The organism is Amycolatopsis sp. NPDC043887, assembly GCF_056435665.1.
Genome location: NZ_JBWKEB010000013.1, coordinates 166751 through 185436, shown reverse-complemented (window position 1 = coordinate 185436; position 18686 = coordinate 166751). Strand labels below are relative to the sequence as shown.

Annotated in this window: 16 protein-coding genes and 1 pseudogene; 9 read left to right on the top strand and 8 right to left on the bottom strand. The window is 68.7% G+C overall.

The features are described 5' to 3' along the window. Positions 1–29: 29 nt before the first annotated feature. The 4 genes from AC069H_RS31105 to AC069H_RS31090 all read right to left on the bottom strand — a co-directional run bounded on the left by AC069H_RS31105 (position 30) and on the right by AC069H_RS31090 (position 2512). Complete coding sequence (locus tag AC069H_RS31105; protein ID WP_478234689.1) at positions 30–1334, bottom strand: WXG100 family type VII secretion target; 1305 nt, start codon at positions 1332–1334, stop codon at positions 30–32. Then, the gene (locus tag AC069H_RS31100; RefSeq protein WP_478234688.1) at positions 1331–1735 is read right to left on the bottom strand and encodes a hypothetical protein; all 405 of its coding nucleotides are present in this window, start codon (positions 1733–1735) and stop codon (positions 1331–1333) included. The genes AC069H_RS31105 and AC069H_RS31100 overlap by 4 nt, the downstream gene beginning before the upstream one ends. Positions 1736–1846: 111 nt before the next feature. Next, complete coding sequence (locus AC069H_RS31095) at positions 1847–2149, bottom strand: hypothetical protein (protein WP_005155348.1); 303 nt, start codon at positions 2147–2149, stop codon at positions 1847–1849. A gap of 21 nt (positions 2150–2170) precedes the next feature. Beyond that, a complete protein-coding gene (locus AC069H_RS31090) occupies positions 2171–2512 on the bottom strand; it encodes a WXG100 family type VII secretion target (protein ID WP_125684394.1) in 342 nt (113 codons plus the stop codon). Between the two features lie 230 nt (positions 2513–2742). Here AC069H_RS31090 and AC069H_RS31085 point away from each other — a divergent pair, with 230 nt between their 5' ends. Next, positions 2743–3696, top strand: coding sequence for a hypothetical protein (locus tag AC069H_RS31085; RefSeq protein ID WP_478234687.1), 954 nt, complete (start codon positions 2743–2745; stop codon positions 3694–3696). Positions 3697–3748: 52 nt separating this feature from the next. Here AC069H_RS31085 and AC069H_RS31080 read toward each other — a convergent pair whose 3' ends face one another. After that, entirely contained in the window at positions 3749–4447 is a 699-nt protein-coding gene (locus AC069H_RS31080; RefSeq protein WP_478234737.1) for a S1 family peptidase, read from the bottom strand. Positions 4448–4672: 225 nt separating this feature from the next. Between AC069H_RS31080 and cpt the strand changes: the two genes are divergently transcribed. Then, positions 4673–5194: a chloramphenicol phosphotransferase CPT gene (cpt, locus tag AC069H_RS31075; RefSeq protein ID WP_478234686.1), complete on the top strand. Its 522-nt coding sequence runs from the start codon at positions 4673–4675 to the stop codon at positions 5192–5194. 46 nt (positions 5195–5240) lie between these two features. After that, positions 5241–6038, top strand: coding sequence for an inositol monophosphatase family protein (locus AC069H_RS31070; RefSeq protein ID WP_478234685.1), 798 nt, complete (start codon positions 5241–5243; stop codon positions 6036–6038). A gap of 637 nt (positions 6039–6675) precedes the next feature. Here the strand turns inward: AC069H_RS31070 and AC069H_RS31065 are convergent. From AC069H_RS31065 to eccCa, 3 genes and pseudogenes are all read right to left on the bottom strand, one after another. Continuing rightward, positions 6676–7717: pseudogene (locus AC069H_RS31065) on the bottom strand (HNH endonuclease signature motif containing protein). A gap of 426 nt (positions 7718–8143) precedes the next feature. After that, on the bottom strand, positions 8144–9112 hold the full coding sequence (locus AC069H_RS31060; RefSeq protein ID WP_478234684.1) for a serine hydrolase domain-containing protein: 969 nt from the start codon (positions 9110–9112) through the stop codon (positions 8144–8146). Positions 9113–9121: 9 nt separating this feature from the next. Beyond that, entirely contained in the window at positions 9122–13063 is a 3942-nt protein-coding gene (gene eccCa, locus AC069H_RS31055) for a type VII secretion protein EccCa (RefSeq protein ID WP_478234683.1), read from the bottom strand. A 153-nt stretch (positions 13064–13216) separates the two neighbouring features. Here eccCa and AC069H_RS31050 point away from each other — a divergent pair, with 153 nt between their 5' ends. Genes AC069H_RS31050 through eccD form a run of 6 tightly spaced genes read left to right on the top strand, consistent with a single transcriptional unit; the run spans position 13217 to position 18651 of the window. Continuing rightward, positions 13217–13996, top strand: coding sequence for a WXG100 family type VII secretion target (locus AC069H_RS31050; RefSeq protein WP_340687526.1), 780 nt, complete (start codon positions 13217–13219; stop codon positions 13994–13996). A 21-nt stretch (positions 13997–14017) separates the two neighbouring features. Continuing rightward, on the top strand, positions 14018–15061 hold the full coding sequence (locus AC069H_RS31045) for a hypothetical protein (RefSeq protein ID WP_478227220.1): 1044 nt from the start codon (positions 14018–14020) through the stop codon (positions 15059–15061). 17 nt (positions 15062–15078) lie between these two features. Then, positions 15079–16428 (top strand): WXG100 family type VII secretion target, encoded by a 1350-nt coding sequence (locus AC069H_RS31040; protein ID WP_478234682.1) that lies wholly within the window; start codon positions 15079–15081, stop codon positions 16426–16428. Between the two features lie 5 nt (positions 16429–16433). Further along, positions 16434–16952 carry a hypothetical protein gene (locus AC069H_RS31035; RefSeq protein ID WP_340687529.1) on the top strand — a complete coding sequence of 173 codons (519 nt, stop codon included), beginning with the start codon at positions 16434–16436 and terminating at the stop codon, positions 16950–16952. Continuing rightward, the gene (locus AC069H_RS31030; RefSeq protein WP_016336001.1) at positions 16949–17278 is read left to right on the top strand and encodes a YbaB/EbfC family nucleoid-associated protein; all 330 of its coding nucleotides are present in this window, start codon (positions 16949–16951) and stop codon (positions 17276–17278) included. Before AC069H_RS31035 ends, AC069H_RS31030 begins: the two co-directional genes overlap by 4 nt. Next, positions 17275–18651 carry a type VII secretion integral membrane protein EccD gene (gene eccD, locus AC069H_RS31025; RefSeq protein ID WP_478234681.1) on the top strand — a complete coding sequence of 459 codons (1377 nt, stop codon included), beginning with the start codon at positions 17275–17277 and terminating at the stop codon, positions 18649–18651. The genes AC069H_RS31030 and eccD overlap by 4 nt, the downstream gene beginning before the upstream one ends. Positions 18652–18686: the final 35 nt, after the last annotated feature.

Sequence of the window (18686 nt, the reverse complement as noted above, 5' to 3'; positions counted from 1 at the left end):
ACCGAGCCGCCTCTCCTGTTCGGGAAAAATCAGTACTGTTCGGGTTCTTCGCCGAGCACGGCGGGAGCGACCGGGGACGACTGACCCCAGACGTTCTCGGTCTCCACGAGCCACGGCGGGATACGCCGTCCGGAACCCATGTCGCCGCCCGCGCCCATGCCCATCGGCATCATGGGCATCATCGGCATCGCGCCCTTGGCCGCCGCCGCGCCCGCGGCACCGGCCGCTCCGCCCGCCAGGCCGCTCATCGCGCTGCCCGAGCCGCCGTCGCCTGCCAGGCCGGAGAACGCGGCCGGGACCTCACCGGGGCCGGAGACTCCGCCGCCGCCCGCGCCGATCGCGCCGCCGTCCAGCGACGGCGCTCCGCCACCGCCGATCGGGATGCCGCCGCCGGCGCCGCCCGCGGTCGCGCCCGCCGCACCGGCGCCTCCGCCCGCGGGTTCGCCGTTCTTGTCCTTGCCGTCGTTCTTGCCGCCGGCCCACGGGGGCACCCGCGGCATGATCGAGCCGAACCGGCCGAACGCGGCGGCCGAGGCCGCGGCGAGACCGGCGGTGAACATGTCGCCGAACAGCGGGTTCGACTTGGGGACCTGGCCCGGCTGCCCGGTGGTGGGCGGCGTGGAGCCGTCCGAGGGCAGCGGGTGTGTGTTGTCGCCGGGAACCAGCCCGACGCCGGGCGTTCCGCCGATGTTGTTGCCGACCGAGCCACCCGGGGCGGTGCCGCCACCGGCGACCGGCGGCGGGGTGACGGCGTTCGGCGAGGCCGGAATGGACTCCTCCACGGAGGAGTACTCACCCGCGAGCTGGGTCATCACCACGATCGCCTTGCTGTGCGCCGCGCTGGCCGCGCCCGCGGCCTGCTGCTGCGCCTCGACGTTCGCGATGGCCTGCTGCCGCTGCTGGGCGGCGCTGATGATCGTCGACGGCGACGAATCCGGGGGCAGGAGCGGAGGATTGACGGCCAGCGCGAGGTCGGCGGGGGAGACGTCGGGCACCGCGACCGGCGGCGGCATCTCCTTCTTGGCCTTCACCAGCGCGTCCGCCGCGTCCTCGAGGAGGTTGTTCATCGCGTGCGCGGTCTGGGCGACCTTGCGGATTCCGCCGACGAGGTCGCTGATCATCGTGTGGTACTTGTCGGCGGCGCCACCGGTCCAGTTGCCGGAGAAGTCCTTCAGCTCGCCGGTCAGGTTCTCGGCCTGTTCGAACAGCCCGGTGCCGGTGGACTGCCATTTGTGGGCCGCGTGACGCGCCGTGTTGGGGTCGCCCGCCTGCAGCATCGCGTAGAGCTGCTGGTGTGAGTACGCGGCGAAGTTCGTGTGCGCGGTCTCGGTCATCCCTTGTTCCCCCCGCCGTTCGAGCCGCTGTTACCGCCCAGCACGCCCCCGAGGACGTTGAGCAACGGATCGAGCAGCCCGGTCTGCTGGCTCGCGTGGTTGATGTCGCCCGCCACCGAATCGTCCGCCGCCGCGTAGCCGTCGGCGACGGTCGTCGTGACGTCCTGCGCGAAGGTGATCGCGCCCTTGACCTGGTCCAGCAGGCCCTGCATCTCGGCGACGGCCGCCTGGTGCGCCTTGTTGAGTGAGCCCGCCTCCCCGAACTCGCCGAACAGCAGCGGCTGCTCGCCGAGGGTCAGCAGGAAGTCGTTCGGCTTGGACATCGCGTGGATCTGGGTCTCCAGTTCCCGCACGAAGTCCTTCAGTGATTCCAGATGGACGTAGTACGACTGGTCTTGCATTGATCCCGGCTCTCTCGTGAACGGCCACGCCGACAAGGGGGACGACTACGCGCAAAGCCGGCCGGCCGGTGCCGAGGGGGGTGAAAGCACCGGCCGGCCGACGGATGGGGATCAGCCGGCGAACAGGCCCTGGTTACGGTTCTCCAGGCTGTGCTGGAGATCGTGGGCGTCGCCGACCTTGCCACCGAACTGCGCGATGATCGCCACGATGTCCGCGGTGGCCTGGCGCAGGCGGGTTTCAGACGCACGGGCGGCCTCACCGGCGGAGCTGCCGGAGGCGTACCAGGTCTGGGTGATCGGCTGCAGGTTCGTGTGCAGCTGTTCGAGCTGGGACGTGAGCGCCTTGGCCTTGGCGGCCAGCGAGGCCGAGCTGTGCTGCAGCGCGGCGAAGTTGATTTCGACGACGTCAGCCATGATTGGTGGTCCTCTCGCGGATCAGGGGTTCAGCCGGTGGATCACGGTCTGGTCGACGACTCCGCTGACCCCGGTGAGGCTTTCCCGGACCTGCTCGTCACCCGAGTTGTAGTTCCGGTTGCTCTCGTGCACGAGGCGCGACATCGTGTTGAGCTCGTTCACGGCGATGGTCATCTTCTCCTGCAGACGACGCTGCAGGTCCCAGAACGCGATCGCCTGGTCACCCTTGTAGTTGTGCAGGGTCTGGGTCAGCTCGCTCTCCAAGCTGGCCATCGTGGTCTTGGCGTTCGACGCGGTCTCCTCGAACCCCTGGACGGCGCGCGCCATCGCAGCTGCGTCTGCCTGATATCCCGTACCGGTCATTGATGGGCCACCTCCTCTCATCTCGCTGGAAATCCCGGTGAGCACCAGGGGACGCCCTGTCTGCTCTTGTGAAGGACACGCTAGAAAAGAGGTGAGTGCGGTCAAACGGCACAACTGCCGGTCGCACTGACGGCACTATTACCCACAGGTCGGTGGTAGGGCCTTCCCCACCTCCGATCAGGGGGAGCGCTCCAGTGTCCGGATCGGAGCTTCCCGGCACGCTCGATCCCATGGTGGACAGGGGATCCAGGGTTGTTCTGCATCGACCGTTGATGATCTTGGCGGCGGCGATGGCGGTACTCGGGGTCATCGCGCTCGGCGGTCTCGTTTTCGACGACCGCAGCCTCGTCAACGCGCCCATTTGGCTCAAACCGCTCAAGTTCACGATTTCCGTGGGACTCTACGCGGTGACGCTGGCCTGGCTGATCGGGCAGCTGACCCGGGGTAAGCGGCTCGGCTGGTGGCTCGGGACGGTGTTCGCCGCCGGGCTCGGCCTGGACATGGCGTTGCTGTTCTGGCAGATCGCCATCCGCGGCCGGACACTCCACTTCAACCGGGAGACACCCGCCGACCAGTGGATCAACAACATGGTCGCGAACGGCGCCTTCACCGGCTGGGGAGCGACGGCGGCCATCGCGCTTCTCCTGCTGTTCCAACGTCTTCCCGACCGGGCGATGAACTCCGCGTTACGCGCGGGTGCCGCATTGTCGGTCGCCGGAATCGGGGTCGCGTTGCTGATGTTCGGGCCGAACGAGCAGCAAATGGCCCAGTTCCGCGCCGGCGAACGGCCGTCGATCCTCGGCGCCCACGCGGTCGGTGTACCCGACGGCGGCCCGGGATTGCCGGTGCTGGGATGGAGCACCGTGGGCGGGGACATGCGGATCCCGCACTTCTTCGGCATCCATGCGATCCAGGTGCTGCCACTGGTCGCCTTCGGGCTGCTCAAGCTCGCCCGGCGGTATCCGGTGCTCGAATCGGAATTCGTGCGGCGGAATCTGGTGCGGACCGCTTCGGCGGGCTTCGCGGGGGTGCTCGTGCTGCTCACCTGGCAGGCTCAGCGAGGACAGTCCATCGTGCACCCTGATTTCTGGACGCTGGTCGCGGGTGCGGGAATCATCGCCGTCGTGGCCGCCGGTTCGGCACTTTCGCTTCGGGCTTCGCGGCCGATGCATCACTTGACGTGAGCCTAGGCGAAAAGGGACCGTTCGGGGTGAACGGTCCCTTTTCCCTTTCGGCTCAGACTCCCGCGGTGTCGCGGATCCAGTCGCGGCTCGCCGCGACGCTGGCGTAGTTCTGGGTGCCCTGCGGGTTCGTGCCGGAGTTGCCGCCGGTCGAGCAGACACCGACCTGGACGCCGTTCGCAAGCTGCGGGCCGCCCGAGTCGCCGTGCCAGGCCGAACCGTTGACGCCGACGCTGGCGATGGCCTGGCCGCCGTACGCGTCACTGCTGATGCCGGTGATGCGGACGTCGGCCGTCTTCAGGACGCTCGAAGGCGGGTTGTCGCCCTGCGTGCGGCCCCAGCCGTAGATCTGGTTGGTGGTGCCGTTGGCCGGGTTCGCGGTGCCGAGCTTCATGTACGTCGTGCTGACCGCGGTCGTGAGGTGCAGGAGGGCGATGTCGCCGCTCGGGGCGGCCTTCTGCTGGTCGACGTCGGCCTCGGTGCCCTGGTTCAGGTTGACCTTGCCGACCTTGACGTGCATGCCTGGTTCGTTGAGGCAGTGCTTCGCGGTGAGGACCCACTGCGGGGCGATGATCGTGCCGGAGCAGTTGAAACCGCCGAACGCGGTGGCGTCGTCCCAGTAGATCTGGGCGCCCCACGGTGCGGAACTCACGGTGCCGCCGCCGATGATGTCCTGGCCCGCGTTCGCGGCGGGGGTGGCGGCAAGGGGCAGCGCCGCGGCGGCACCGGCCACCGCTGCGATGATTTTGGACATACGCATGAATACGCCCTTCGGCCTGCGTCGGGGATTCAGTATCGAGTTGAAACGGTTTCACCGAGTTAGGTGGCGGTAAGAGTTTTGGTAACCTGCCGAAGTCGGTAGACGATTGGTCCGTCCTGTGCGAATTCCGGAATGGGATGGATGCTGCCCTTTGCCGTGGACGTCCGTTGTATCCGGTTCGCTGGCTGTGGCTTGCCTGCCGGCGTCTAGGGTGTTCGCGTGACGACAGTTATCGTGCTCAACGGCGGCTCCAGTTCGGGTAAGTCGGGGATCGCCAGGTGCCTGCAAGCGGTGTTGCCGGAACCCTGGCTCACCCTCGGCGTGGACACCTTGATCGACGCCATGCCGTCCACTGTGGACGACGGGATCGACTTCGCGGCGGACGGTGGAGTGAGTGTCGGCTCCGGTTTCCGGCGGCTCGAGAACGCGTGGATGGCCGGTGTCGCGGCGATGGTCCGGGCCGGGGCCCGGGTCATCATCGACGACGCGTTCCTCGGTGGGGCCGCGTCGCAGCAGCGGTGGCGTGCCGCACTGGACGGACTCGAGGTGCTGTGGGTCGGGGTCCGGTGCGACGGCGTCGTGGCCGCCGGGAGGGAGATGGCGCGTGGGGACAGGGTCGCGGGGATGGCGGAGGCGCAGGCCGAAATCGTGCATCGAGGTGTGGTTTACGACCTCGAAGTGGACACGGGGGTGAACGAAGCCTTGGCCTGCGCGCGGGAGATCGCCGCACGGGTGGAATGAGTTCGCTGGGTGGGCTGGAGACGGGTGGTGCCCTGTGGTCACGACGATGAGGGCCGGCTCTGACGTGGAGGTGGCGCTCCGGGCTGTAAACGCCGCGTGTGAGGTGATCCGGCGTGCTTACGGTGGCGCGGTCGAGCGATTAGGGAAGGGCGGCGGAGATTTCGCCACCGGGGTGGATCTCGCCGCGGAGGGCGTGATCCGGAGGAGTTTGCGGAAAGCGTGTCCGCGCGATGTGATCCTCGGTGAAGAGTACGGCGCGGACGAGGGGGACGGGGCCCGGACCTGGCTGGTCGACCCGTTGTGTGGGACGTTGAACTACGCGGCGCATACCCCACTGGTGGCGGTGAACATCGCCCTGCGTGTCGGGAACGACGTGACCGTGGCGGTGTCGGCGGATCCCTTGTCCGGCGAGGTGTTCTGGGCAGGGGACGGTGGAGCCGTCCTGCGCCGCGACGGCCGCGACGAGCCTCTGACGCCCGCGGCGGGCGATGGACTCGTGGACGTCAATCTCGACCCGCCGTTCCCCAACGCGGCCTCCTTCCGCGCGGTCCGGATGCTGTCGGACGACGCCTTTACCGGACGCTTCCGTCCCCGCGTCTTGTCCACGACGCTGGCGTTGGCCTGGGTCGCGGCCGGACGGCGGGCCGCCTACGTCACCGATGGGCACTTGCGGGACAGCGTGCACTTCACCAGCGGTATCGCGTTATGCCAAGCCGCCGGCTGTGTGGTGACCAACCTTGCCGGGCAAGCGGTCCACACCGGCATCCAAGGATTGGTCGTGGCCGCTGATCCGGCGACACACCAAGACTTGATCGACCTCGTGGCACGCCACCGTGACGACTGAACGAACCGGCCATGATCGAAGCGCGGGTCCGGCGGGGATGAGCGTGCATCGCGAGTCAGGACATGGCGAGTTTACCTTGCTCGCGAAGGAGATAGGGGGCCTTACGCGAACGCAGGGACCCCTTTGGACCTGGCCCGGCTCGAACGGGCAGCCTCCCTCTCCGCTGCGGAAACACCCTTACCGTGTAGGCACGCCTAGGGCAGCTTCGCATTGAGGATATGCGGCTGCCTCAGCTCAGGTGAACACGTTTCGCATCGTTGCGCGGTATGCCGAGCCGCCCTTTGTGAACGTCGGGCTGCCGATGGAATCGCGATTCCTCGATGTGTCCATCGTGCCTTGGTACGGGGATGTCGGGCGAGTCCGGACTTCGGACCGGGGCACTGGTGTCATGGTCGTCCCGGTATCACCAGGAATCAGATCGGCGAGTGGCGAAGGGCTCCTGCAGTACCCACAGGGTAGGCAGGGACGACAGGGAGGCCTGCACAGCCAAGTGAATGCTGCGTGGGTGATTCGGACTCGTGAGTTGTCAGTCGCCGGAAGGGGGCATGTCGCCTTTCTCGCTCTGCCCGGGGAGTGGGCGGCCTTAATCCTGCTGGCGTAGTCGCGAAAGGCGTGGTCGATACCCCGCACACGGCCCTCAGAAGGGTGGGGTGTCGTCTTCTGGTTGGGGGCGTGGGTCGTGGAGTGGTTCGGGTGTTGCGTGGTAGGTGTGGCCGGTGGGGGTGGTGATGGTCATGCCGCCGTTGCCGGTGGGTTCCGCGGCCCAGCCGGGTTCTTCTTTGAGGAGGTTGTGGATCTTGCAGGCGGCGTGGCAGTTGTGGTGATCGGTGTTCCCATTGCTGGCCCAGGTGGTGATGTGGTCGATCTCGGAGAACTCCGCCGGGCGGTGGCAGCCGGGGTGGGTGCATTCCCGATCCCGGGCTTTGATCAGGCGGGCGAGTGAGGCCGGGGACCGGTAGGTGCCCGGACTGGCTTCGAGAAGCTGCCCGGTGACGGGATCGGTGATCAGCCGCGACCACGTCGAGCCGGGGTCGGCGGCGATCTCTCGCACGAGCCAGCCGGGAATGGGGCCGTAGCCGGCGAGGGTCGCGGGATCTTCCCGGGCGCCGGTCAGGGTGTACCAGCAAGTCGACATAGACATGGACATGCGCGCGTGGTGTGCCGTGCCCGTCCTCGGCCAGCAGCCGTTCGGCGAAAATATCCGCCCGGTGCTGGTCGAGGGTGCGGGATGTGTCGGTCCTGCGCCGTGTCGTGGCCGCGTGGCTCAGGGACGCGTAAATCGAACTGGCCACCTCGGCGGGGAGCCAGCCCGACAGCTTCGACATGGTCTCGTCCTCATGCTCCAGCGACACATGCCGTAACGCGCGTTTGGCCGCGGCGCGTTCCCGGTAACCGCCGGGATCGAACTTCTGCACCGCGCGATCCACCGATTTCCGGATCGCGGTGGGATCACGGCCGGCGAGACGCTTCGCCATCCAGGCGTCCACCCGCGCGGCGACATCATCGGACACCTCGCGGGTCAGCTGGGACACTTTCGACGCCTTGTACAGATCGATGTCACCGTCCTCCAGCGCCGCCAACGTATTCGGCAACCGGGTCACCAGCGCACACGAGGTTTCGACCAGCAGATACGCCTGATTACGGGAGACCGAGAACGCCAACGCGACCTCCTCGGTCACCGATCTTCGCGACCCGCCCACCCCGGCGAACCCCGCTATCGAACGCACCTGCCGCCCCTGCGCCCGACGAAGCACAACCTCCTCGTCGTAAGCGGCATCCAGAAAACGAGCGGCTTTCGGATTAAAAGCAAGAGATGTGGTCATGACCAAGATCATACTCGAACAGGAGTTCGATCGCCACTGGCTCGGCGGATTGCAGTCAACTGCCTGAGATTTCCTTGGAGGATAAGGAAATGTGGCGCGACAGGGTCGATAGTGGGAGTGGGTTCACCAAAGATTCCTGGCGCATTATCGGCTGTTCGAAGGGGAGCTATTTCAGGTCGGCACGTCCCGGTTTGGGTGCTGCACTGTCCTCCTTTGCTGCGAGCGTCCAATGCTGAACTGCGCATCTCCGGTTCCTCGATAAAAGCAGAAAGCCAAAGGGGGTCACCTCACGACCGGAACGGCGTCCGAAACAGCACGAACGAGTTCCTCGACACCCTGCCCCCACCGGGAAACGATGACGAGATCACGATCGGGATCGATCCACAACAAGTGCTGATCCGCGCTGCCACGCGCGAACCGGCCGGTCGGCGGCGCGGACGGGAACCCGTTGAGCCACCAGAGATAGCCATAGTCGGGGTTCCGGGGACAGGGCGTCCAACTGCGCTCGATCCAGCTCTTGCTGAGCAGCCCGTTGTGGAGAAAGAGCAGCCCGAGCAGGGAGAGGTCGGCGGCGGAGATCCAGAGCCCGCCTCCCCAGTGGGCGCCACCGCTGACCACCGGGACGGTCTCGCCGTCGATGGTGGTCAGCGAGTTGCGGTAGCCGTGCCAGGACCACGTGCCGGACGCGCCGAGCGGGCCGAGGACGTGTTCGTCCAGCACCGAAGGCAGTGCCCGGCCGAAAAGGTGGGTGAGGGCCAGGCAAAGGAGGTTGACCCGAACGTCGTTGTACTCCCAGGCCGAGCCCGGCGTGCCGTCCCGGCGAGGGCCGTCCAGCCAGGACGGTTTGCCCCAGAGGTACCCGTCCCATTCGCTGATCTGCTGCAACAGGTGATGCCAGGTGACCGAGGTCCCGGCCAGCTCCGGCAGGTCGAGAGTGTCCGCCACGGGCCGGTGCGGGTCGGGGAGCAGGCCCCGGTCGAACGCGACCCCGGCGACGATCGACACGACGCTTTTCGTGACGCTGAAAGCCATTTCCGGCGTATCCGGGTCGCCCCAGGCGACGACGCGCTCTCCGCGGTGAAGGATCACTCCGCTGGTGCCGGACGCCGGCCGCAGCGGCCCCAGCACCTCACGGTGGGAACGTTCCTTCACTTGGCTCGCCAGGTACGCGCTCATGTCCTCGATGCCCGGCGTGACGCGCTCGGCCTGTGCCGCCACGGCGGCCTGAACAGCGGACAGATCCAGTGCCATGCCCCGAGATCAGTCCTCCACAGGCTTCGTCCAGGCAACCTGAACGAGCCCGGTCCCATGCCGCCGCGACACCAGCACGCCCCGTCCCGCGGGCTGAGGCCCGGGCTTCACGTCCCCGAGCAATGCCCCTTCGTCCCGCGACCCGGACATCACGAGGCCAGGGGAGCCCAGCTCCCGGATCCGTTGCAGCACAGGTTCGAACAGGGAACGCCCGGCACCGCCGCTCCCGCGCGCGATGACGAGGTGGAGCCCGATGTCCCGCGCCTGTGGCAGGAATTCCAGCAGCGGCTGCAACGGGTTCCGGCCGACGGTCGCGACCATTTCGTAGTCGTCGACGAGCACGAACAGCTCCGGCCCTCGCCACCACGACCGGTTCCGCAGCTGGTCCGGCGTGACGTCCGCGCCGGGGAGCCGGTTCCGCATGGCCTGCCGGCATTGGTCGATCAGCCCGGTCAGCACGGTTTCGGAACCCGCGTAGCCGAGCAGATGCGAATCCGGCACCGCGCCCAGCATCCCCCGCCGATAGTCGGCGACGACGATCGCGGCTTCTTCCGCCGAATACTTCGACACGATGCCTTGCGCGATGGCGCGAAGGAGCGAGCTCTTGCCGGATTCCACGTCACCGAAGGCCAGGAAATGCGGTTCGGTGGCGAAGTCGAGGTGCACCGGCCGCAGATTCGATTCCGCGATACCGAGCGTGACCTGCTTGCGCGGACCGGCTTCCAGCGAGTCCAGCGGCACTTCGGCGGGCAGCAGGCGGACGGCGGGCGCGGGATTCCCCTTCCAGGCGGCGGAAATCCGGCGGTTCAGGTCCAGGCCACCGGCGCCGACGGTGTCCGGGCGCTGGTCCGAGTCGATACGCGGGAGCGCCGCGAGGAAGTGCAGCTTGTCGGCGGTCAGCCCTCGGCCCGGCCGGTCCGCCGGGACGTTCTGCGCGATCTTGCGGTCGATGAGCGAGTCCGCCGGTTCACCGAGCCGCAGTTCGAACTTGGTGCCGATGGCGTCGCGCAGCGTCGCCCGCATGCCCATCCACTGGTTGATCGAGACGACGACGTGGATGCCGAAACCGAGCCCGCGCGAGGCCAGGCTGGTGATCTGTTCCTCCAGCTGTTCGTATTCCTGGCGGATCGTGGTCCAGTTGTCCACGAACAGGAAGACGTCGCCGAACTCGCGGCCTTCCGTGCTCTCCCGGAACTCCGAACGCCGCTGGCGGAACGCCGTGATCGACTCGATCCCGTTGGCGGAGAAGAACTCCTCGCGCTGTTCGAGCAGGGTCGTCAGTTCCGCCACCACCCGGCGGCAGCGCTGGGCGTCGCGCCGGGTCGCGTAGCCGGACACGTGGGGCAGCCCGGCGATCGGCGCCAGCGCGCCACCGCCCATGTCCAGCACGAACAGCTGGACCTCTTCCGGCGTGTGGGTGAGCGCGAGCATCGCGGCGATGTCGCGCATCAGCGTGCTCTTGCCGCTCTGTGGCGCCCCGACGATCAGCGCGTGCCCGGCGGCACCGGAGAAATCGGCCCACAGCATGTCGCGCCGCTGTTCGAAGGGCTTGTCCACCAGGGCGACCGGGATCATCAGCTTGCCGTTGCCACCCCAGCCCAGCGGACACAAGCCGCGCACCGGGTCTTCGCCGAGCGGAGGCAGCAGCTGGTCCAGCGTCGGCGGTTCGGCCAGCGGCGGAAGCCAGATCTGGTGCGCTTCCGGGCCTTTGCCTTCGATCCGCGAGATCATCGCGCCGATGATGGTCTCGCCGGTGCCCTTTTCGACCGGCGCCTCGGCCTCGACGGTCACCGGGATCTCGACCGGTGCCAGCGTGAACGGCATCAGCCCGAGACTCTGCCCGTCCTTGCGCACGATCTTGCTGCGCGGCGGCAGTTCCCCCGAGACGTACGCGGCCTTGAGCCGGATGAGGGTGTCGTTGTCGGACTTCAGATACGCCGAACCCGGCACGGGCGGCAGCTGGTAGGCGTCGGCGACACCGAGCACCGCGCGGCTCTCCGACGCGGAGAACGTCCGCAGGCCGATCCGGTAGGACAGGTGCGAATCCAGCCCGCGCAGCCGTCCCTCCTCCAGCCGCTGCGAGGCCAGCAGCAGGTGGATCCCGAGACTCCGCCCCAGCCGCCCGATCGCGACGAACAGGTCGATGAACTCCGGCCGCGAGGACAGCAGCTCGCTGAATTCGTCGATGATCACCAGCAAGGACGGCAACGGCCGCAGGTTGGCGCCCGATTCCCTGGCCTTCTCGTAGTCCCGCACGGACGCGTAGTTCCCGGCCGCGTGCAGGAGTTCCTGACGCCGCAGCAGTTCGCCGTTCAGCGCGTCCGCCATGCGGTCGACCAGCGCGAGATCGTCGGAAAGGTTGGTGATGACGGCGCAGGTGTGCGGCAGCCCGGTCATCCCGGCGAACGTCGCGCCACCCTTGAAGTCGATCAGCGCGAGGTTCAGCTTCTCCGACGAATGCGTCACGGCGAGCGCGGTGACCAGCGTCCGCAGCAGCTCGCTCTTGCCGGATCCGGTCGCGCCGATGACCAGCCCGTGTGGCCCCATCCCGCCTTCGGCCGATTCCTTCAGGTCGAGTTCGACCGGCCTGCCTTCGGGGTTCACGCCCAGCGGGATGCGCAGCCGGTCCCGCGCGGACCGCGGCGCCCAGGTGACTTCGGTGTCGGTGTCGCGCGGATCGCCGATGCCGAGCAGCCCGGCCAGTCCGAACGTCGCCGACATCGGCGCCTCGCTGACCACCGCCGTGCCCTGGAACAGCGGCGTCAGCATCCGGGACAGCGCTTCGGCGGCGCCGCGGTCCAAGGTGTCCGGCTTGCCGAGGAAACCGAGCCGTTGCTCCGTACCGTCACCGACGACCATCCCGAGCTGCTCCGGGCTCATGTGCAGGCTCAGCAGCCGTTCCGACGAGACCGACCGCGGCTGCTCCGCGCCGATCTCGATCACGGTGACACCGAGCCTGCCCTCCTCGGCGACGAGCCGCGTGTCGCCGTGGGTGTGCCCGCCGTCCACGATCACGACGATCTGGGGCAGGTCCAGCCGGGCGTCCGGCCGCCGGGTGAACGCGGGCCGGTCGCCGAGGTCGGGGCCGAGCAGGTCGGCGAGCTTCCCGGAGCCGGCGTCGACGAGCCGCCGCGGACCGGCGGCGTCGGCGGCGGTGGAGGCGACGTGCGGCAGCCACTTCGCCCATTCCCAGTCGTGCAGCCGGTCGTCCTTGACACACAACGCGATCCGCAGATCGCCGGGCGAGTGGAACGTCGCCAGCTGGGTCAGCAGCGCCCGCGCGGTCCCGAGCGTGTCCGGGCGGCGGCCGGACAGGACGACCTGCGCGAACGACCGCAGCGAGACCGCGACCGGGAGCCCGTCGACCGTCGAGTAGGTGCGGATGAAGTGCTTGAGGTTCGTCGAACACACCGGATCGAGGTCTTCCAGCGGGACGGTCTGCGGTGCCTTCAACGGTGTCGCCAGCCGCTGCGGCCCTGTTCCGATCCGCACCTGCCCGAACTGGGCGTCGGACCGTCGGCGATCCCACAGCCTGCCCGTCTCGACGTAGGCCCACAGATCCGCCGGGTCGGGTTGCAGCGCCGCCATCGCCGCTCGCTGGTTGTCCGCGATGTCCCGGACCTGGCCGCGCAAACCGGTCAGATACCGCTGGTAGTCACGGCGTTCCTCGTTGATCTGCGCCTTCTTCGCCGCGCCGCCGCGGCCGAGCGACATCACGACCATGCCCACCATCGCGGTGAGGAACAACGCGCCGAAGATGTACGTCATCACGCCACCGTCGCGTCCGATGTAGACGAACGACATGGCTCCCATGCCCAGCATCATCGGCATGAACATCAGCAACTGCATGGCTCCGCCGGAGGAGCCCTTCGGCAGCATCGGCGGGGACTGCAGGACGATTTCACCGGGCTGCTCGCCCAGGGCCGGCAGGCGGTCGCGAGTGGCGATCATCAGGGTCTTTCTGGCCGCTTGTGGGTAATCCTGCCGATCATTCTGGCCACTCGTGCCGCCCTCTTGGTGGGTACTTTTGCCGTCCGCTCACGTCTGGTGGCGAACTTACGCTGCTGGTCAACGCAGACGTGGGGGAAGAGAGTAAGGAGAGCCATGGTCGGCACGGGCGAGTACCGGGCGGAGCCCGAGGCCATGCGCTCGGCGGTCGGGAACCTGGGCGGCATCATCATGCAGGGCATCAACGTCGTCGCCGACCTCGAACGCACTGTCCTCCAGCCGATGTCGTTCGCCACGTTCGGCAGCGCGGTGGCGGCGGCCAACACGGCCATGCAGAGCCAGCAGGTGGTCGCGGTCCGGACGCTCCTGCAACTGCTGCAGCAGATCAACGGCTTCATCAAGAGCAGTGCCGACGCCTACCAGGCCGCCGACGAGGCGGTCGCGGGCGGATACGGCGGCCGTCCGGGCGGCGGCGCGGGATCGACGTCGTCGTCGATCTGGGGCAACTCGCACGCCTCCGAGCTGGCGACGCTGGCCATCAACGACAGCGCCGGCGGCGAGGGCGAGCCGTCGTCGGTCGGCAACGTGCTGCGCTACCTGGGGGACGCGCGGCTGGGGCAGCTCGGCGACCACCCGATCACCGACACGCGGTTCCACGGCGTCTCGGATTTCAACGACTGGCTGGCCGGTGACGCCGACAACCAGGCGCGGGTCGGGGTCATCGAGGTCTACGCCGGTACGGCGCGCAACTTCGGCGACGTGCCGGGCGGGGTGCACAGCGGCGACGTCGTCGTGGTCGAACCGCTCCTGTTCTCCGACAGCAAGCCGATCATCGCCATCGCCGGAGAGGGCGGGCTGCTCTACAACCACGGGATCGTCGACGCGGACATCAACGGCCTGGCGAAGGTCAGTGTCTACCGCCCGGCTTCCGTCTGACTTCCGGCCTGAGGAGCGACCATGCTGACTTACCCCAATTCCAGCGCGATGGACGCCACGGCGTCCTCGGGCGGACCGATCACGATCCTGCCGCAGATCCTCACCGGTCAGCCGGAGCAGATCGCGAAACACGTCCTCGAAGTGCTCAAGAAGGCCAACGAGTTCCTCACCATGTACAACGAGGTGACGAAGGCCGCCGAGCAGCTGGGCAAGATCTGGTCCGGCGCCGCGTCGGATTCCGCGTTGAAGAAGATCACCGACTCCCTGAACTCGCTGACCAAGATCATCCAGGTCGTGCAGAAGGGCGCCGAACTGCTCGGCATCGCCGGGACGCTGATCAAGACCGCGCAGACCGCCTACAAGGCGGTGGTCTCGGCGGTGAACCCGACGGTCGCGGGCCTGATGTCGAATCCGTGGACCTACGGCGCCGCCGTCGCGCTTTCCACCGCCACCAGTGCTTCGCTGCGCGCGTTCATCACCGCGATCGGCGCGCTGCTGAAGGCGCTCGGCGTGGTCGACCTCGCCAACCAGATCACCCAGATCGCCACCATCATCGGCGAGGTCCAGAAACTGTTCGGGCACAACGACGCCGGTGACAACGGCGCGGCGGGCAACTCGGCGGTCTCGGGCACCCCGGTCACCAACCCGCAGGCGCCGGGCTCGGTCGCCAGCGGTTCGGGACAGGCCGCCATCGGCGGTTCCGGTGGCGGTGCGGGCGGTGGTTCGACGCCGGGCGAGACGCCACCGTTCACCCAGTACCGGCCGCCCGCGCTGGGCGGGAACGGCTCCCAAGGCAACTGGCCCGGCGGCGCCGACGCCTGGATCCCGGTGGACAGACCCTCGGGTGGCGGTGCGGGTTCCGGATCCACCGGTGGAGCGCTGCCCAGCGCGGGCAACGGGAACACGGTCACCATCACCACCGACCTGAGCACCGGGAAGTCCACCGTGCAGGCGCCGGGTGGGCAGGACATCGATATCGACATCGACATGAACTACGGCGGCAAGCACTTCGAGCAGCACATCGATATCGATGCGGGAGCTGACTCACCGGCGAAGGGCAGGTAGCCGTGTGGGGGAGCGGTGTGGTCGACGCGTCGGGCGTCGTCAGTTCGATCCTGTCGAATTACCGGCGGCTCGTGGTCGAATACCAGCGGCGGGTCACCGGTGATCCTTCGGCGCTGACCGCGGCGGGCCAGCGGTGCGGCGATCGAGCGTCGACGGTTTCGGGCCGGGCGGACGAGATCGGCAAGGCGGCGAAGGCGCTCAACGCGTCTTGGGAGGGCGACGCCTACACGGCGTTCTCCACCTCCGCCGCGAAACTGAGCCAGGAACTCGGGGAGCTCGGCGCGAAACTGAGCGACCAGTCGAGCCGGCTGCGGGCGGGCGCGCAGGCCCTGCAGGGTGCGAAGTCCTGTGTGGACTCGATCCTCGCCCAGTTCGACCAGTACGCCGCGCAGCTCATCAGCCAGGCGCGGACGGCGAACGCGAACGCGGTCAACGCGTTCATCTCCGCCGCCCGGCAACTCGGTGAGCGTGCCGCGCAGGCGGCGCAGGAGATCGCCGACGAGCTGAGCGAAGAACTCGCGCGGCTGTTCCCGCCGGAGGGCGCCGGCCGGATCGAGCACGAGCTCGGCAAATGGGGCCGCGGCCCGTTGTACTGGCTCAACGGTGAAGCCCTCGACGGCCGCAAACGTCCGCGCTCGCATCCTTCCTGGTTCGGCAACTCGGGCTGGAAGAAGCTCACCTGGGACGGTCTCGAAGGCACGCGCGCCCCGCGCGCGGGTGACACCCCGTTCGGCAGGCCGAAGCCGGAAGGCCTGCGCGACAAGGCCTGGGGCAACACCGAGATCACCTACGCCAAGTGGAAGCAGGAGCAGGACGGCTTCACCCCGGGTTGGGACGCCAAGATCTCCTCGCAGGGCTGGGACGTCAAGGCGTCCGGGCACGCGGAACTGGCCGCCTTCAAGGAAGAACTCGAACGCAAGGGCGAGTGGGGCGTCGCTTCGGGCAGCGCCAAGGGAACCGCGTTCGTCGGCGGTGAGGTGAACGGATCGCTGCAGGCGGGCGCGCACGGGGTCGGTGTGCACGCCAACGCCTTCGTCGGCGGCAAGATCGAAGGCGAAGTCGCGGCGGACGTGGCCGGTGTCGGCGTCGGCGCGAGCGGAACCCTCCAATATGGACTCGGTGCGCAGCTCGACGGCCAAGCCGTCTACGACGCCGGGCATATCAAGGTCAACTTCAAGGCGGGTGTCGCGCTCGGCCTCGGTGCCGGGATCGGCGCGAAGATCGACATCGATCTGCCGAAGATCGCGGACACCGTCGGCGAATACGGCGGCGCGGCCGTCGACGCGGTGAGCGGCGCGGCGGGCCAGGCGGCGGACGCCGTCGGCGAGGCGTGGGACGACGCGATCACCTACGTGGGCACGTGGTGACGGGGATGAGCGAAACGATGACGCAGGACCGGGTCTCCCTCCCGCTCGGATTCGACATCCCCGAGGGCTGGGTGCCGGTCGAGCCGGCGTCCGTCGGTGCCGAGGGCGCGGTCTTCGTGGCGGTGCACTCCGGGACGTACGCGGAGTTCACCCCGAACATCACCCTGAGCATCGGGCAACGGCCCGACCCGGCGGAGATCACCGGCATCGCCGACGAGGCCGTCGAACGTCTCGGCCGGTCCATGGCCGCGCTCGAAGTGGTGCGGCGCAAGGTGATCGGCACCGGGATCGCGCCAGGGGTGACGCAGGTGCTGCGCATCCGCACCGGCGAAGGACAGGATCTCGTACAGACGCAGGTGCTGCTGACCGTGCCGGGGGCGACCCCGGCCGAGCGGCTGATCCTCGAAATCGCTTGTACCGCAACGCCCGAGGCGGCCCGTGGCCTCGGTGACGACTTCCGGCGGTTCGTGGGCAGTGTCCACGTCCGGCGGGATTTCACCGCAGATGAAGGAGAAGACTCGTGACCACCGACCCCTACGCCATGCCGGACATGGACGAGTTGCTGGACCAGGTCCGCAAGCAGACCGAAGAGGTGCAGCGCATCCAGCGTTCGGTCGAGGCGATGGAGGTCAAGGCGCACTCGCGGCAGAACGAGGTCACCGTCGTGCTGCGTGGTGACGGCCGGTTCACCTCGATCGACATCGACCCGCGCGCGGTGCGTCAGTACGACGCGCGCAACCTCTCGGAGATCGTGCTGGAGGCGGTCAACAACGGGCTGCAGAAACTGGCCGAGGCCAGCAGCGCCAAGTTCGCCCCGGTCATCGAGTCCGCCAAGTCGATCGAAGCATGACGGCCGCGATCGCGGGCTCCACCCGGCGCGTCACGGTGGTGACACCGCGGGCGCGCGTCGATGTGGCCCTGCCGCAGCAGAGCACGTTCGCCGAACTCGTCCCGCAGCTCGTGCGGCTCGCGGGCGCGTCGGGGCAGGCGTCGGCCGAGCATCCCGGCTGGGTGCTGTCCCGGCTCGGCGGCGCTCCGCTCGCGCTCGGGCTCACGGTCGCCGCGGCACAGGTGCGCGACGGCGAAGTCCTCCATCTGACCCCGCGGGAACGCCCGCGGGGTCCGCTGCTGTTCGACGACGTCGTCGACTCGATCGCCAGCGTCGCCGAGTCGGGCACCGGGCGGTGGGGGCCGCCGGTGGCGCGCAAGGCGGGCATCGTCGCGTCGGTGATGCTGCTGCTCGTCGGTGGGCTGCTGGTGCAGGCCGCCGCGTCCGGCAGTGTGCTGGCGCCGATCGGGGCCGGGCTGCTCGCGCTCGTCCTGGTGCTGGGCGGCGGCGCGCTGAGCCGCGCGTACGGCGACGCGGAGGCCGGTGCCGCCGGCGCGCTCGCCGGGGTCGGCGCGGCGCTTCTGGCGGGGATGTCGATCCTGCCGCCGCATCCGCTGTTCTCACTGTCGGCCGGACCGCTCGCCGCCGGGCTCGCGATCGTGACCGTCTACGGCGTGATCGCGGCCGTTTCGGTGGCGGACCGGTTGCCGTGGTTCGTCGCGGTGACCGTGTCGGCCGGGCTCGGCGCGATCACCACCGCCATCGTCCTGCTGGCCGATGTCCGCCCGGTTTCGGCGGCCGCCGTGGTCGCCGTCGTGGCGACGGCGCTGGCCGCGGTCGCGCCGATGATGGCGCTGCGGCTCGGCAGGCTTCCACTGCCCCGGGTGCCCGACGACATGGACTCGTTCCGTGCCGACGAGAACCCTTCGCTCGGCGAGGACATGGTCGGCGGCACGACGTACGCGCAGGCGTTGCTGACCGGGCTGCTCGTCGCGCTCGGGCTCGTCGTGGTTTCGGCGTCGGTGGTCCTGTCGTCCTCCGGCGGGGCTTGGGAAGCGGGCTTGTGCGCGCTGCTGGGGCTGGCGCTGATGCTGCGCTCGCGCGCCTTCGCAGGCCGCTCGCAGCGGGTCGTGCTCATCGGTTTCGGCGCGGCGGCCCTGGCGGCGGCCGGATTCTGGCTCGCCGCGAGCGGTCCGCGTTCGTTCGTCTTCGCCGCGGGCTGCGCCGTCGTCGTCGCGGCGGGCGTCTGTCTCACCTACGCGACGCGTGTCGCGAAGGGACGTCGTTCTCCTTATTGGGCAAGGACTCTCGATATCGTCGAGTTCCTGGTGCTGCTCTCGCTGATCCCGTTCGTCGGCATGATCGCCGGGGTCTACGAGGCCGTGCGGGGCTGATCCCTCTCTTCACGCATTCAGTCCTCTGAATGCGG

Excerpts from the sequence above, each read along its gene's own strand:
- AC069H_RS31090 (WP_125684394.1), bottom strand. The coding sequence starts at position 2,512 with ATGACCGGTACGGGATATCAGGCAGACGCAGCTGCGATGGCGCGCGCC.
- AC069H_RS31035 (WP_340687529.1), top strand. The coding sequence starts at position 16,434 with ATGAGCGAAACGATGACGCAGGACCGGGTCTCCCTCCCGCTCGGATTC.
- AC069H_RS31085 (WP_478234687.1), top strand. The coding sequence starts at position 2,743 with ATGGTGGACAGGGGATCCAGGGTTGTTCTGCATCGACCGTTGATGATC.
- AC069H_RS31105 (WP_478234689.1), bottom strand. The coding sequence starts at position 1,334 with ATGACCGAGACCGCGCACACGAACTTCGCCGCGTACTCACACCAGCAG.
- AC069H_RS31070 (WP_478234685.1), top strand. The coding sequence starts at position 5,241 with ATGAGGGCCGGCTCTGACGTGGAGGTGGCGCTCCGGGCTGTAAACGCC.
- eccCa (WP_478234683.1), bottom strand. The coding sequence starts at position 13,063 with ATGATCGCCACTCGCGACCGCCTGCCGGCCCTGGGCGAGCAGCCCGGT.
- eccD (WP_478234681.1), top strand. The coding sequence starts at position 17,275 with ATGACGGCCGCGATCGCGGGCTCCACCCGGCGCGTCACGGTGGTGACA.
- AC069H_RS31045 (WP_478227220.1), top strand. The coding sequence starts at position 14,018 with ATGCTGACTTACCCCAATTCCAGCGCGATGGACGCCACGGCGTCCTCG.
- AC069H_RS31060 (WP_478234684.1), bottom strand. The coding sequence starts at position 9,112 with ATGGCACTGGATCTGTCCGCTGTTCAGGCCGCCGTGGCGGCACAGGCC.
- AC069H_RS31080 (WP_478234737.1), bottom strand. The coding sequence starts at position 4,447 with ATGTCCAAAATCATCGCAGCGGTGGCCGGTGCCGCCGCGGCGCTGCCC.
- AC069H_RS31050 (WP_340687526.1), top strand. The coding sequence starts at position 13,217 with ATGGTCGGCACGGGCGAGTACCGGGCGGAGCCCGAGGCCATGCGCTCG.
- AC069H_RS31095 (WP_005155348.1), bottom strand. The coding sequence starts at position 2,149 with ATGGCTGACGTCGTCGAAATCAACTTCGCCGCGCTGCAGCACAGCTCG.
- AC069H_RS31100 (WP_478234688.1), bottom strand. The coding sequence starts at position 1,735 with ATGCAAGACCAGTCGTACTACGTCCATCTGGAATCACTGAAGGACTTC.